Source organism: Halorubrum xinjiangense, from assembly GCF_049604745.1.
GTDB lineage: Archaea > Halobacteriota > Halobacteria > Halobacteriales > Haloferacaceae > Halorubrum > Halorubrum xinjiangense_A.
In genome coordinates, this window is the sequence record NZ_CP187140.1 from 2,734,342 (window position 1) to 2,747,083 (window position 12,742).

Below are 12,742 nucleotides of genomic sequence, written 5' to 3' on the forward strand. Positions count from 1 at the left end.
CATCGGGAGCCGGCGCCACCTTCGAAGTGGGGTACCGGCAGGGCCCACTCCCTGTCTTCGCTTTGCGCGAGCCACAGCCACGGCACGCTGCCGACTACTCCAACAATTCCACCAGCTCGTTCACGTCGTCGATCACCGCGTCGGCTCCGTTCTCGGCGAACTTCTCGCGGCCCGCCTCGCCGGTGAGCCCGCCGGTGAGGACGCCGATACCATAGTAAACGTGCGTCTCGTCGGTCTCGTCGGCGTTGCGCGCGGTCCGCACGTCGTCGAGGGTGTCGCCCGCGAACGCGACGCGCTCGGCGTCGAACCGCTCGGCGAGCTCGACGAGCGCCCGCGGGTGCGGCTTCCCCTCCTCCCAGTCGTCCATCGTGAACCGGCGGTCCTCGGGCACGTCGAGGCCGACGCGTTCCAAGGCGATGTCCGCCTCCGCGGCCGGTCGCCCGGTGAGGACGCCCACGTCGAACCGCGCGGTGAGGTCGGCGATCGTCTCGGGGTCGACGAGCGTCGGCTCGTCGTGGATGTACCCGTCCGCCTCGATCGGCGGCTCGCCGCCCTCCAGCTCGCGGTACAGCTCCGCACCGAGGTAGAGCGCCTGGAACGTCTCGCGGAGCGCGTCTCTGTCCCACTGGTCGCGGACGCGGGCCTGCGCGACCCGCGGAAGGTCGCCGACGACCTCCTTGGCCGCGTCGAGACCGCCGCCGAGCTCGCGAACGCGGTCGGTGAACTCGTCGACGTCCATCCGGAGCCCCTCGCGGCGGGCCAACACGAACAGCGCGGCCGCGTCCGTCAGCTCCCAGTCGTTGTTGAACCCGCCGGCGTCCTTGAACGCCTGGACCGCGTTTCGGTCGATTGGCTTGCCGCACACTCGGTCGACCGATTCGAGGATCGCCCGCCGGTAGGAGTCGGCCACGTCGACCAACACCCCGTCGATGTCGAGGACCACTGCGTCGACCTGCATACCGCAACCCCGGTTGGCGGCGGAATGAACGTTCGGGTTCGCGGCCGGCGTCACCGGTTCGGAGTGCGTTGCGGGTCGGCGACCGCTCCCGCCGCGTCACCGCGCCACGTACACGACGGTCCCCGACTCGCTCGACCGCCGGCGGACGTCGACGACCGGCTCCTCGAAGCCGAGCGTGGTGAACAGGCAGGCGGCGTCGAGCCGCTCCGCCAGCGCGACGGTCGGCCGCTGGAGTTCGGCAGGGAGGTTTCGCGCGTACACGGCGTCGAACCCCTCCTCGAACGCGTCGAAGCCGAGCGCGTTCCGTATCGCCCCCTCGTCGTCGGTCGTCGCCAGCGCCGTTACGTCCGCCGTGACGACGCGAAGCGATCCCGCGCTCGACGCCGCGCTCGACGCCTCGGTCGACGTGGCCGCGTCTCGCGCCGCCGCGTCCTGCGCCGCCTCGCTCACCTCGACGTCGAACGCGACGACCTTGCGGCCGCGGTCGGCGAGCGCGCGGGCGACGTCCGGGCGCCGCCCGACGCCGACCTCGATCAGTCGTGCGTACGGGTCGAGCGCGGCAACGAGCGCCCGTTCCGACGGCGATGGTTGGCCCACGGCGCGGCCTTTATGACCGCGGCGGTCAAAAGCGGTTCCATGCTCGTGGACATCGTCCCGGTCGGAGAGGTCACCCCCCAAGTGAAACGGGAGGCCTCCGGTGCGCTGCGTTCCGTGTACGACTGCGACGTGACGGTCCACGACGATCAGGCGATCCCCGACTCCGCGTTCGACGCCGACCGCGGCCAGTACCGCGCCGAGGATCTCATCGAGACGGTCACGCGGGTCGGCGGCGGCGAGAAGAACATCGGAATCACGCCCGAGGACCTCTACTACCGCCGCCGAAACTACGTGTTCGGGCTCGCGTACCTCAACGGCAGCGGCTCCGTCATCTCCACGCACCGCCTCCGCACCTCCTCGGACGGCGGCGTCTCGACTAAGCCCGCGGCAGACGTCTTCGGCGACCGCGTCCGCAAGGAGGTCGTCCACGAAATCGGCCACACGCTCGGCTTGGAACACTGCGACAACAGCAAGTGCGTGATGTCGTTTTCCCCCACCGTCCGCGAGGTCGACGTGAAAGAGGAGAACCTCTGTGGCACCTGTTCTCGGATCGTTCGCTGATTCCGCACCCTCGTCCGCTCGACGCTGAGCTTCACTGACAGTCGCCGGTCGACGATCGCCTCCCTCGCCGACCGCCGGTAGACGTAAAGTCCGCCCCGCATAAGGGACGCGTATGGCCGCAAAGCCGGAATACCGCGACCGGCCGGACGTCGAGGTCGCGCTGCTCGACGCGCTCGTCGACCGCGGCGACGAGGGGATGACCGTCCTCGAACTTCGGGCGGCCGTCGACGCCGATATCGACGCCGTCGAGGAGGCCCTCTCGGCGCTGAAGGAGGACTCGCTCATCACGGTGGAGTCCGAGGAGCGCGTCCGGGTGTACGCACACGACCGGGTCGTTCCGGACCCCGAGGCGCCGGACGACGACCCCTCGGAGAGCCTCGTCGACGCGATCCGCGACCGCCTCGGACTGTAGCCGCCGGAGACGGCGGCCTTTTGGCCCTCGATCGCGTCCCTCCGACCATGACGCTCGTCTCCGGGACCCACGACGCGCACGGCGCCGTGTACCGCGACCGCGGCGGCCGCGAAGTGGTCGACCACTATGGGAAGCCCGTCCGCGTCGGCAAGGCGGTCCGCAACATTGCCGGCGTGATCGAGATGGGGTACGGCGTCCTCGCCGTCAGAGGGGACGACCGCGTCGAGTTCGTCGACAACGCCGTCTCTAACCGCGTCCCGACCGATGACGGCGAGGGGACGTACGCCCTCCTGCTCGACCCGCAGGGCGGGATCGAGACGGACATGTACGTGTACCACGCCGACGAGCGACTGCTCGTCTTCCTCCCCCCGGAACGGGTCGAATCGGTCGCCGCCGACTGGGCGGAGAACGTGTTCATCCAAGACGTCGAGATCGACGATGTCTCTGACGAGTTCGGCGTGTTCGGGGTCCACGGCCCCAAGTCGACCGAGAAGGTCGCCTCCGTCCTCGGCGGCCCGGGCGCGCCCGAAGGGCCGCTATCCTTCGTCCGCGGGTCGATGGTCGACGCCGGCGTCACCGTGATCGCGACGGACGCGCCGCTCGGCGAGGAGGGGTACGAGATCGTCTGCGCCGCCGAGGACGCGGGCGACGTGTTCGACACCCTGATCAACCGCGGGCTCAACGCCGCGCCGTTCGGCTACCGGACGTGGGACGCGCTCACGGTCGAGGCCGGCACGCCGCTCTTCGAGTACGAGCTGGCGGGGACGGTCCCGAACGTCCTCGGCCTCCGGAACGCGCTCGACTTCGAGAAGGGGTGTTACGTCGGTCAGGAGGTCGTCTCGCGCGTGGAGAACCAGGGGCGACCGAGCCGCCGGCTTGTCGGCCTCCAGCTCGACGGCATTGCCGAGGCGGTCGCCGACCTCGACGCGAACGCGGACCCGAAGGGGATCGACGACGCGCTCCCCGCGGCCGGCGCGGCCGTCTTCGACGGCGACGAGGCGATCGGCGAGGTCACCCGGGCCGCGGTTGGCCCCGCGACCGATGTCCCGATCGCCCTCGCGCTCGTCGCGTTCGACGCCGTCGACGCCGACCGCGACGGCGTCACCGTCCGCGTCGACGGCGAGGAGGTCTCGGCGACCGCTGTCGACCTCCCGTTCGTCGACGGGAGCGCGGAGTCCGCGCGGCTGCCGACGTATCCGGAACTGCGGGCCTGAGACGGACGAGGCAGGACGGGAGAGCTCCCGGAGCCCCTCACACAACGAAGTCGACCGCCGAATAGACGCCGAACCCGAGCACGAACGCGCCGACGAGCGACCCGACCCACGCGAGCACCGTGTACCCCATCTTCTTCCGGCTCACGCCCGCGTCGCCGGCGGCGTAGCCCGCGCCGACGATCGCGGAGACGATGATCTCGTTGAACGACACGGGGATGCCGAAGGCGACGGCGGTCTGCGCGATCGCGAACGACGGGATGAGCGCCGCGATCGACCGTCGCGGGCCCATCGAGGCGTAGTCCTGGGCGATCGCTTTGATCATCCGCGGCGCGCCCGTCCACGACCCGGCCAGCAGCCCGATCCCCCCGCCGACGAGCAGCGCCCACACCGGGACGCCGACCTCGCTGAAGATCGGGACGAGCGGGCCGATCGCGAGGCCGACCTGTGAGCCCCCCGCCGAGAACGCGACTAGGCCGCCCATCGCGAGCAGGAACCGCCGCTGGGCGCCCTCGCGGTCGCGTCCGAGGTCGGCGTACACGGCGATCGCGACGAGCGCAGCGATCGCGAGGCTCACCGCGGGCGCCCCTGCGCTGCCGATCCCGAGCCCCGAGCCGAGGACGCTCGCGACCGAGGCCTGCTCGCCGGCGGGACCGAGCAGCGCGAACCCGACGTTGGCGAGGATCGCGCCGACGAGCCCGGCGAGGACCGCCGTGAGCGGCCGCTCGGGGAGCGACTCGCCGATGAGCATTCGGGCGACGCCGTAGGCGACGCCGCCGCCGACGAACGGGGTGAGCACCCACAGCGTCGCGATCTCGGCGTACTTCGGCCACGCCGGGTCGCCGCCCAGCGCGAGGCCGACGCCGACGACCGCCCCGGTGACGGTGAACGCCGTCGCGATCGGGTACCCCGCGAACACGCCGATCGCGACCAGCGCGGCGGCCGTGACGAGCGCGACGATGGCCGCCGCGGCCGTGAGCGTCACTCCGCCGATCAGCTCGGTCCCGACCGCCTCCGTCACGTTCGCGCCCTGGAGAATCGCGCCGAGCAGCCCGAGGACGCCGACGATCAGCCCGGCGCGCATCACGGAGATGGCGTTCGCGCCGACCGCGGGCGCGAACGGGGTGGACCCGGAGGAACCGGCGCCGATCGACCACGCCATGAAGAGGCTGGCGGCGGCAGCGACGACCAGCGTCGCGGCGGTGATGACGACCATCAGTTCTGCCCGTCGTTGTACCCCTCGTTCAGCCCGGCCACCGTGCGCCGGACGAGGAGGAATCCGAAGAAGAACAGCCCGAGAAGACCCACCAATAAGAGCACGAACAGCGGTTGGACCGGGAGCATACGCTCGAATCCGTCGGCACGCGGTTATAAGTTTCGAGCGGGCGGTCGTCGGCCCTTCGAGCCGCGGCCGCCTGCGGGCGATCGGACCGGTGACTAAAACGCGCCTTTGTCTCTCAGCCACGTATATGTCGGTACCCGCACAACGTGTAGCCGCGACCCCCGCTTCGGCCCTCACACGCTCGAAAACGCCGGTCGACCCGCCGGCCGGTCGGACTCGCGGCCGCTCCCTCTCCTGCCCGGAACCCCTCCCCGGCCGTCCCGTCCGACCGCCGGCGTCCGCGCCCGCGCCGATTCGGGTCCGCCACCGTGCACACGACGGTCGGCCGGTCTGGCCGCACGCGGGGCGTCGCGATCGGTCCCCGCCGACGCAGCGGCGACCCGCTTCGTCTGCTTCTCACCTCGACCCGCTCAGTCGCCCCCGTTACTCGGCGTTCCCGCCCTCGATACGGAACGTCTCGAAGGACTCGCCGTCCGGCGTCACCAGTTTCCCGTCCAGCGCGCTTCCGCGCTCGCCCTCGGCGGGCGTCAGCTCGGCGTGCGCCGGGCGGTTCCCGCGTGGCTGCGCGTGGCTGCCCGGGTTCAAGATTGGGAGGCCGCCTGAGTCGTCGAACCGCGGGCGGTGGCTGTGGCCGCAGATCACGGCGTCCGCGTCGCGGCCGCGACCGAGCATGACGAGCCCCGTGTCGCCGCTCCGGTGGCGGTGCGTGACCGCGAACCGGACCCCGGCGTACTCGACTGTCCGCACCTCGGGAACTCGGTCGCGGATCGCCGCGTCGTCGTTGTTCCCGTAGACGGCCCGGAGGCTCGCGGCGGCCGACTGAAACGCGTCTAGGACTGGCTCGCGGTAGAAGTCGCCCGCGTGGACCACCAACTCCGCCTCGCGGACCGCCTCCGCGGTCCGTCCCTGAAGCCTCGACTCCTCGCGTGCGTGCGTGTCGGAGACGACGACGAGCATACCGACCGTCGGCGCCGCCGTGATTTAAAAAGCGCGCCTGCTGCGGTGGCGTCGCCGGCGGCTCCGCCGCCGGCTGCTAGAGGCGCGTAGCGCCTCCCTGCGTGCCGACGAACGCCCGAAGGGCGTGAGTCGCACGCGCGAGGGAGTCAGTCGCCGGAGCGAAGCGGAGGCGACTGACGAGGCTGGGGAGGTGAGAGGTGCCGTGCGGAGCGGGGCGGGACTCAAAGGGGCAGCCGCGAGGACGAAGGCGGCCGAAGTAAGCACCGCAGGAACGAGCGTAGCGAGTGACGAGGAGCGCAGCGAGGCCCCCGAGTCCTCGCGGCTGGGGCTTTGGTGGTGTTCTCCGCTCATCCACGGTTAGCTATTTATAAGTGAGCGGCTGGGGCTTTGGCGGTATTCGCTGCCGATCTGCTATCTGCCATTTATATACGAGAGACTGGGACTTTGGTGGTGTCCACTCCCGATCCGCGGTCGATAGTTTATAAAGAGACGAGCAGAGATCCGGAACCAGTCTATCGCTATTCGTCCAATGTAAGCGCCGCGAGCAGCGACTCAAGCTGGACCTGCTCGTTGGCGCCCTCGGCGATCCGGTAGTCGGCCTCGCCGATGCGCTCCATGAGCCGCACCGCCTCGCGCTCGCTCAGCTCGAACTCCCAGACGGAGCGGTGGAGCTGGTCGATCACGTCGCCGCCGGCCATCCCCGTCTCCGTGAGCAGCGTGTCGAGCGTCGAGCGCGCCCGCGCGAAGTCGCCGTTCAGCGCGTCGGTCACCATGGACTCGATCTCCTCGGGGCGGGCGGTCGCCGTGATCGCGTACACCGCCTCCTCGTCGACCACGTCGCCGGTCGTCGCCGCCGCCTGAAGGGAGTTGATCGCGCGGCGCATGTCGCCGTCGGCCGCGTAGACGAGGGCGTCGACGCCCGCGTCGGTCACCTCGATCCCCTCGGCGGCCGCGATCTCGCGGACCATCCCGCCGACCGCCTCGTCCGAGAGCGGCGAGAACCGGAAGACGGCGCACCGCGACTGGATCGGGTCGATGATCTTCGACGAGTAGTTACACGAGAGGATGAAGCGGGTGTTGTCGGAGAACTGCTCCATCGTGCGGCGGAGCGCTGACTGTGCATCATCCGTAAGCGAGTCGGACTCGTCGAGAAACACGATCCGGAAGTCGCCGCCGAACGACGAGCGCGCGAACCCCTTGATCCGGTCGCGGACGACGTCGATGCCGCGCTGGTCGGAGGCGTTGAGTTCGAGGAAGTTCCCGCGCCAGTTGTCCTCGCCGTAGATCTCGCGGGCGATCGCGGTTGCCGCGGTCGTGTTGTGCATCACTGTCGGAACCTCTCCTGCGACGTAGTTCCGCGTCTCCGGGATCGTCAGATCATAGACACGCTCGTCGGTATCCACGCGCTCGACCGTCTCTATCTCGTCGTACCGTAGGTCGGCGTTCGCGATCCGAGACGCCTCATCGAGGAGCTCGACGGTCTCGGGTGACAGCCGCTCCGCGGCGATCTCTTTGAGTCGCTCCGCAACCGTTTCGAGACGGGTGAGGGACGTCAACGTTGAGTCGTCAGAGCGAAGCAGATTCGTGAGGTCCGGCGTCTCGATCTGAAGCCCATCTACGACCTCGGCGTACTCCACGCCGAGCAGATCGATACACTCGTTTAGTTCTGCTTCTACACGGTCAATTTCGGCGTCCTCGACGGGTTGATCCAGCTCTCCGAGTATCTGTACCGTCCGATGTGCCCGCGGCGTCCGACGACCGTCGCTGTACTCCAGAAGGCGGTCCGAGCGCGCACCGACCTCCTCGGAGACCTCCTTTCTGACCTCGATCGGTGCGAGTTCCTCGCGGCTTTCGACCCACTGTGCCGGCACGGTCGTCACCGCTTCGAGTTCCGGTCGAAGCGCTTCGATGCGTTCGAGTGCCCGCTGCGTGTCTTCGATCCGCTCTGTTGCGGCATCGACTACGTCGTCGAGAATCGAGCAGTAGCGCTCTCTTCCGGGTGACTCCGGATTAATGCTCTTGGGTAAGTGATCGGTGATCGGAATATCGAGTTGTCGACAGAGGTCCCGAAGGACTGTCTGTGTCGGAATCGTGTCGTAGTTCGGGTTCGATCGCTTTTCAGCGTGTTCGTCAAGCCGCTCGGACTTGTGAGTGATCGAGAATCCGACCGCGTCTCTGAAGCGCCGTAGATCCTGTGCACCCGAGATGTACAGTGCGTGGTACGTTCGTTCGATCCCTGACCCATTGGTCGCGGACTTCTGAACTTCCTTCCGACGAGCGGAGATACCGAACGTCGAGAGGAGGTACGAAAGCAGCGTGATGTGGTCGGGATTTCGCTGTGTCAGTTCGACCAGTCCGTTGGCGCTGATATGCGCTTCGGCGTCGAACATCGCCCGGAGGAACGCGGCACGCGCGTCGTCCTCGGCCGTGACGAGGGACGTACCGATTCCCTCGTCGCCGCTCGCGCTAGCGAACGCGTCGAAAACCGATTCCAGATAGTGTGTCAGCGTCCGGGAACCGATCGCGACGTAGGGAACGTCTTTCTGTACTCCTCGTCTCGTTTCCACCTCGAACACGTCGTGTGCGACTGACTCGAACGCGTCGAGGAGCCCGTCGTCGGTGTTGTAGAACTTGATCCGACCGCCGTCTATCCTCGCTTCGCTGATCGCCAGGCCGACGAAACGCGCGAGTTCCGGTGTCACGTCCGTCGGCGGGGTAATCGATCGGGAGCGACGGCCTTGTCTGACGTGCTCGATCGATTCGACATCGTTTATCCACGTATCCACGTCGTCAGTCGTCGAGTGGATCGTTGCGAGCGAAACCGTCCGATCGAGACCCATCTCTTCCGCGCGCTCGGCGGCAAGCGTCACCTCTGTCCGCTCCGGATTCATTTCGTCGTACCAGCGTAGCGTCCGTTCTGTCGTCGAATCAGGTGTCGGAACTTGGCTAGGTCGAGCGATCCGATCGCCGTCCGAGAGTTCACCGGCCGTAACCCACTTGAACCCGTCATGAGTAATGACACGGAGCCTGTGTTCCGGCGTCACCCGAAACTCGGCGCCGTCACGGGTCGTCACTTCGACGAGTTCCTCAGCCTGCTTCCCGAACACGTGCGACGGCTCGACGTGTTCGAACTCGTTCCGATCCGTCATCGTTGCCACCCGAAGCCCATCTTTCGGCTCGTCGAAGCCGTCGGTGTCACCGACTACGTCCTCTATCGGCCGTATGCCGGCGTCGGTCAAAACTGGGGTGTCTCCGGTCACACATTTCCCTATCCCCGCAGGACCTGAAAAGAGCAGGTGGGGCACGTCGTCCTGCGCGATATAGCTCTGGAGTCGCTCGACGATTTCCTCTTGGCCGTGGATGTCGTCGAGGGTCTGTGGCCGGTACTTCTCGATCCAGATCTCCCGGCCGGTGGCGGTCGCAGCCGGCTGCTCGTCGGCCTCGCTCATTGCTCGATCCGAGGGTCGGCGGGGTGATAAACGAACCGAGACTGACCCGCCTCCCTCGGTGTCACTCGCTCCGCGACACTCGCTGGAGCTCGTAGGCGAACACCCAGACGCCCATCAGGACGCCGAGGGGGACGACCACCTCGGCGATCTCCCGCGACACCGGGAGCTCCGCGACGTTGAGGAGCAGGTGCGTGGTCGTCGCGGCGATCTGCGCGAACAGCTCGTACTCCTCGCGGACCGTGTTCGTCAGCATCGACCCGACGACGAGCATCACCATCGCGGCGACGCCGTGGATCGTCCCCCGAATATGTGGCATAGTCGTCAGATCCGCGACGAGTGTGATAGGTGTTTCTCCCTTGGCAGATGCGCCTCCGGGGGTGCGGGTTCGTTACGTCTGGACTCCGCTGGAACGGTCCGCGGGCCCGTTACATCCGCCGCTGGACCGCTTCGACGAGCGCGCTCGCCACGTCCGCGTCGGCCTCCGCGTCCCGCAGGCGCGCGCTCTCGGTCGCGTCGAACTCGGGCGCGACGACGACCGCGGCGGCGCCGGTCGCGACGGTCTCGGTCCGCCAGTCGACGTACGGCTCGCCGACCCACTCCGGGAGGTCGGCGCGCAACACGGCGTTCCGCCAGGCGAACTCCCGGACTCCCCGCAGGCCGAGCAGCGCCAGCCGGTCGTCGATGGGGTCGAGCAGCCGGTCGATCCCGGCGATCCCGACCGCGTCGTAGGCCTCGACGAGGGCGTCCTGCGCGGTCTGGACGAGGCGCGCGAGAATCGCGTTTATCCGGTCGTGGTCCTCGCGCTTGGCGTCGCGGTCGGGGTCGATACCCGCGTCGCCGAGCGTGTACGTGAGGTCGTAGGTGATGTGCGCGTTGATGCCCAGCAGGGCGTCCTGCGCGACCAGCGTCTCCCCGCGGGCCGCGGCGGCGAAGGCGATCAGCCACGGCCGCGGGAGCGAGTCGAACGCCCGGCGCTCGAACGCGACCAGCGCTCGCCGGTAGCGCTCCGCGAAGGCGACGAGGTACGACGCTGCCCACTCGGGGTCGACGAACGCGCCGTCGCCGATTGCGGTCCGGACGGCGGCCGTCATCCGGCTGTACACCGTGAGGAACACCGCGCGCCGGTCGCCGCGCTCGCGGAGGTACGACTCGGTCCGCGCCAGCCGCTCGGCGACATCGGCGACGGACGCGAACGGCGCCGACACCAGATCGAGCAGCGCCGCGTCCGGTTCCTCGCCCGCCAGCTCCGCGACGACCGCGCCGGCGTCGACGTCGACCGTCCGTCGGAGACCGGCGAGCAGCGCCCTGGCCTCCGTCGCGTTCGGGGCGGCAGTACGGATCGGGATCATCGGGAGCCGACGGCGGACGCCGTCTGCCCGTCCGGTACTCCGCCGGAGTCTAAGAACGTTGCTGCCGGCGCGAGACCGGTTCGCTTACGTAAACTCGTCGATCAGCTCGGGCACCACGTCGAAGAGGTCGCCGACGATCCCGTAGTCGGCGATGTCGAAGATGGGCGCGTTCGGGTCGGTGTTGATCGCGACGATGGTGTCGGATCCTTTCATCCCGGCGACGTGCTGGACCGCGCCGGAGATGCCGATCGCGATGTACACGTCCGGCGTGACGACCTTCCCCGACTGGCCCACCTGTCGGTTCTTCGGCAGCCAGCCGTTGTCGACGATCGGCCGAGAGGCGGACAGCGTCGCGCCGAGCGCGTCCGCGAGCTCCTCGACGAGTTCGAGGTTCTCCTCCTCCTCGATGCCGCGCCCGACCGAGACGAGCACGTCGGCGTCCGCGATGTCGACGTCGCCGCCGCCGACCTCCTCGAAGCCCGTGACACGGGCACCGGACTCGGGGATGTCGACGTCGGCCGCCTCGACAGTCGCGTCGCCGACGCCCTCCGCGGGCGGCCACTCGCCGCCCCGGACCGTGAGGACAAACCGGTCGCCGGCGACGTCGACGGTCGTCTCAACCTTCGAGCCGTACATCTCGCGGGTGACGGTGAGCCCGTCGTCGTAGTCGATCCCGACCGTGTCGGTCGCGATCGGGACGCCGAGGTCCTCGGCGAGGGCGGGCGCGTAGTCGAGCCCGTTGACGGAGTTCGGCAGCACCACCGCGCCGGCGTCGATCCGGTCCGCAAGCGTCGAGACCGCCGCCTGGTAGGCGTTGTGGTCGAACTCCTCGCCGTCCGCGACCGCGTGGACGACGTCGACGCCGTCGCGGTTGAGGTCCTCCGCGAACCCGTCGACGTCGCCGCCGACGACGGCCACGTGGAGGTCGCCGCCGCGCGCGTCGGCCAGCTCTCGCCCGGCCGTGATCGCCTCGTACGTGACGTCTCGGAGCGCGCCGCGGCGGTGTTCGGCGGCGACGAGCACGCTCATCACGCGCTCACCCCCTTCTCGCGGAGGACCTCGGCAAGGCGCCCCGCGGACTCGCCGGCGTCGCCTTCGATGATCTCCGCGTCGGACTCGCTCTCCGGCTCGTACATCTCGGTGATCGTCAGCGCGCTCTCGACGTCGTCCGCGGTCAGCCCGAGATCGGAGAGGTCCTTCGCGGCGATCTCCTTGCGCTGGGCCTGTCGGATGCCGCGGAGGCTCGCGTACCGCGGCTCGTTGAGCCCGGTCTGGACGGTCAACACGGCCGGGAGGTCGACGTCGGTCAGCTCCTCAACGCCCCCTTCCAGCTCGCGGTGGACGTGCGCGACGCCCGCGTCCGCGTCCACGTCGAAGTGGTTGACGACCGCGGCGTGTTCGAAGCCGATCCGCTCCGCGAGCGCGACGCCCGTGGCGCCGAAGCCGGTGTCCGCGGCCTGGACGCCGCCGAGGATCAGGTCCGGCTCCTCCTCGTCGACGACCGCCTCGAACAGTGCGACCTTCGAGGCGACGTCGGCGAACCCGCCCTCGAGCGCGTCGTCCCACACGCGGACCGCGCGGTCCGCGCCCTTCGCGAGCGCCATGCGGATCGTCTCCTCGGCGCGCTCCGGGCCAACGGTGACGGTCACGACCTCGTCTGCGATCCCGGCCTCGGCGAGCTGGACGGCGGCCTCGACAGCGTAGTCGTCCCACTCGTTGAGGTCGTACTCGAGGTCAGACTCGGCGATGTCGGTCCCCTCGATCGCGAAGTCGTCGTCCGCCTCCGCGACCTCCTTGACGGTCACCAGAACTTTCATGATCGATACTCGGTCGCTCGCCCTGTAATGGTTTTCGGAACGGCCGACGGCGGACCAACGGTTTCCGCTCGGTCCGGCCGGTGCCCGGT

Annotated in this window: 13 protein-coding genes; 3 read left to right on the plus strand and 10 right to left on the minus strand. The window is 69.0% G+C overall.

Annotation, left to right across the window (positions count from 1 at the left end; all coding sequences use genetic code 11):
- Positions 1-94: 94 nt before the first annotated feature.
- Both ACOZ35_RS14905 and ACOZ35_RS14910 read right to left on the minus strand, forming a co-directional pair.
- Positions 95-958 (minus strand): TIGR01548 family HAD-type hydrolase, encoded by an 864-nt coding sequence (locus ACOZ35_RS14905; RefSeq protein ID WP_424014293.1) that lies wholly within the window; start codon positions 956-958, stop codon positions 95-97.
- Positions 959-1,054: 96 nt separating this feature from the next.
- A complete protein-coding gene (locus ACOZ35_RS14910) occupies positions 1,055-1,555 on the minus strand; it encodes a UPF0146 family protein (RefSeq protein WP_424014294.1) in 501 nt (166 codons plus the stop codon).
- A 39-nt stretch (positions 1,556-1,594) separates the two neighbouring features.
- On the opposite strand from ACOZ35_RS14910, the gene ACOZ35_RS14915 reads away from it, so the two are divergent.
- From ACOZ35_RS14915 to ACOZ35_RS14925, 3 genes are all read left to right on the plus strand, one after another.
- Positions 1,595-2,116, plus strand: coding sequence for an archaemetzincin family Zn-dependent metalloprotease (locus ACOZ35_RS14915; RefSeq protein WP_424014295.1), 522 nt, complete (start codon positions 1,595-1,597; stop codon positions 2,114-2,116).
- Positions 2,117-2,228: 112 nt separating this feature from the next.
- Complete coding sequence (locus tag ACOZ35_RS14920) at positions 2,229-2,528, plus strand: DUF6432 family protein (RefSeq protein WP_008442982.1); 300 nt, start codon at positions 2,229-2,231, stop codon at positions 2,526-2,528.
- A 47-nt stretch (positions 2,529-2,575) separates the two neighbouring features.
- Entirely contained in the window at positions 2,576-3,742 is a 1,167-nt protein-coding gene (locus ACOZ35_RS14925; protein WP_424014296.1) for an aminomethyltransferase family protein, read from the plus strand.
- A 37-nt stretch (positions 3,743-3,779) separates the two neighbouring features.
- Here ACOZ35_RS14925 and ACOZ35_RS14930 read toward each other — a convergent pair whose 3' ends face one another.
- From ACOZ35_RS14930 to ACOZ35_RS14965, 8 genes are all read right to left on the minus strand, one after another.
- A complete protein-coding gene (locus ACOZ35_RS14930; protein WP_424014297.1) occupies positions 3,780-4,955 on the minus strand; it encodes an anion permease in 1,176 nt (391 codons plus the stop codon).
- Positions 4,955-5,083 carry a hypothetical protein gene (locus tag ACOZ35_RS14935; protein WP_424014298.1) on the minus strand — a complete coding sequence of 43 codons (129 nt, stop codon included), beginning with the start codon at positions 5,081-5,083 and terminating at the stop codon, positions 4,955-4,957. Before ACOZ35_RS14935 ends, ACOZ35_RS14930 begins: the two co-directional genes overlap by 1 nt.
- A gap of 421 nt (positions 5,084-5,504) precedes the next feature.
- On the minus strand, positions 5,505-6,038 hold the full coding sequence (locus tag ACOZ35_RS14940) for a metallophosphoesterase (protein WP_424014299.1): 534 nt from the start codon (positions 6,036-6,038) through the stop codon (positions 5,505-5,507).
- Between the two features lie 518 nt (positions 6,039-6,556).
- Positions 6,557-9,487 (minus strand): replication factor C small subunit, encoded by a 2,931-nt coding sequence (locus ACOZ35_RS14945; protein ID WP_424014300.1) that lies wholly within the window; start codon positions 9,485-9,487, stop codon positions 6,557-6,559.
- Between the two features lie 61 nt (positions 9,488-9,548).
- Positions 9,549-9,803, minus strand: coding sequence for a hypothetical protein (locus ACOZ35_RS14950; RefSeq protein WP_424014301.1), 255 nt, complete (start codon positions 9,801-9,803; stop codon positions 9,549-9,551).
- A 109-nt stretch (positions 9,804-9,912) separates the two neighbouring features.
- On the minus strand, positions 9,913-10,836 hold the full coding sequence (locus ACOZ35_RS14955; protein WP_424014302.1) for a DUF5995 family protein: 924 nt from the start codon (positions 10,834-10,836) through the stop codon (positions 9,913-9,915).
- Between the two features lie 84 nt (positions 10,837-10,920).
- A complete protein-coding gene (locus tag ACOZ35_RS14960; RefSeq protein ID WP_424014303.1) occupies positions 10,921-11,868 on the minus strand; it encodes an electron transfer flavoprotein subunit alpha/FixB family protein in 948 nt (315 codons plus the stop codon).
- On the minus strand, positions 11,865-12,653 hold the full coding sequence (locus ACOZ35_RS14965; RefSeq protein WP_424014304.1) for an electron transfer flavoprotein subunit beta/FixA family protein: 789 nt from the start codon (positions 12,651-12,653) through the stop codon (positions 11,865-11,867). Before ACOZ35_RS14965 ends, ACOZ35_RS14960 begins: the two co-directional genes overlap by 4 nt.
- Positions 12,654-12,742: the final 89 nt, after the last annotated feature.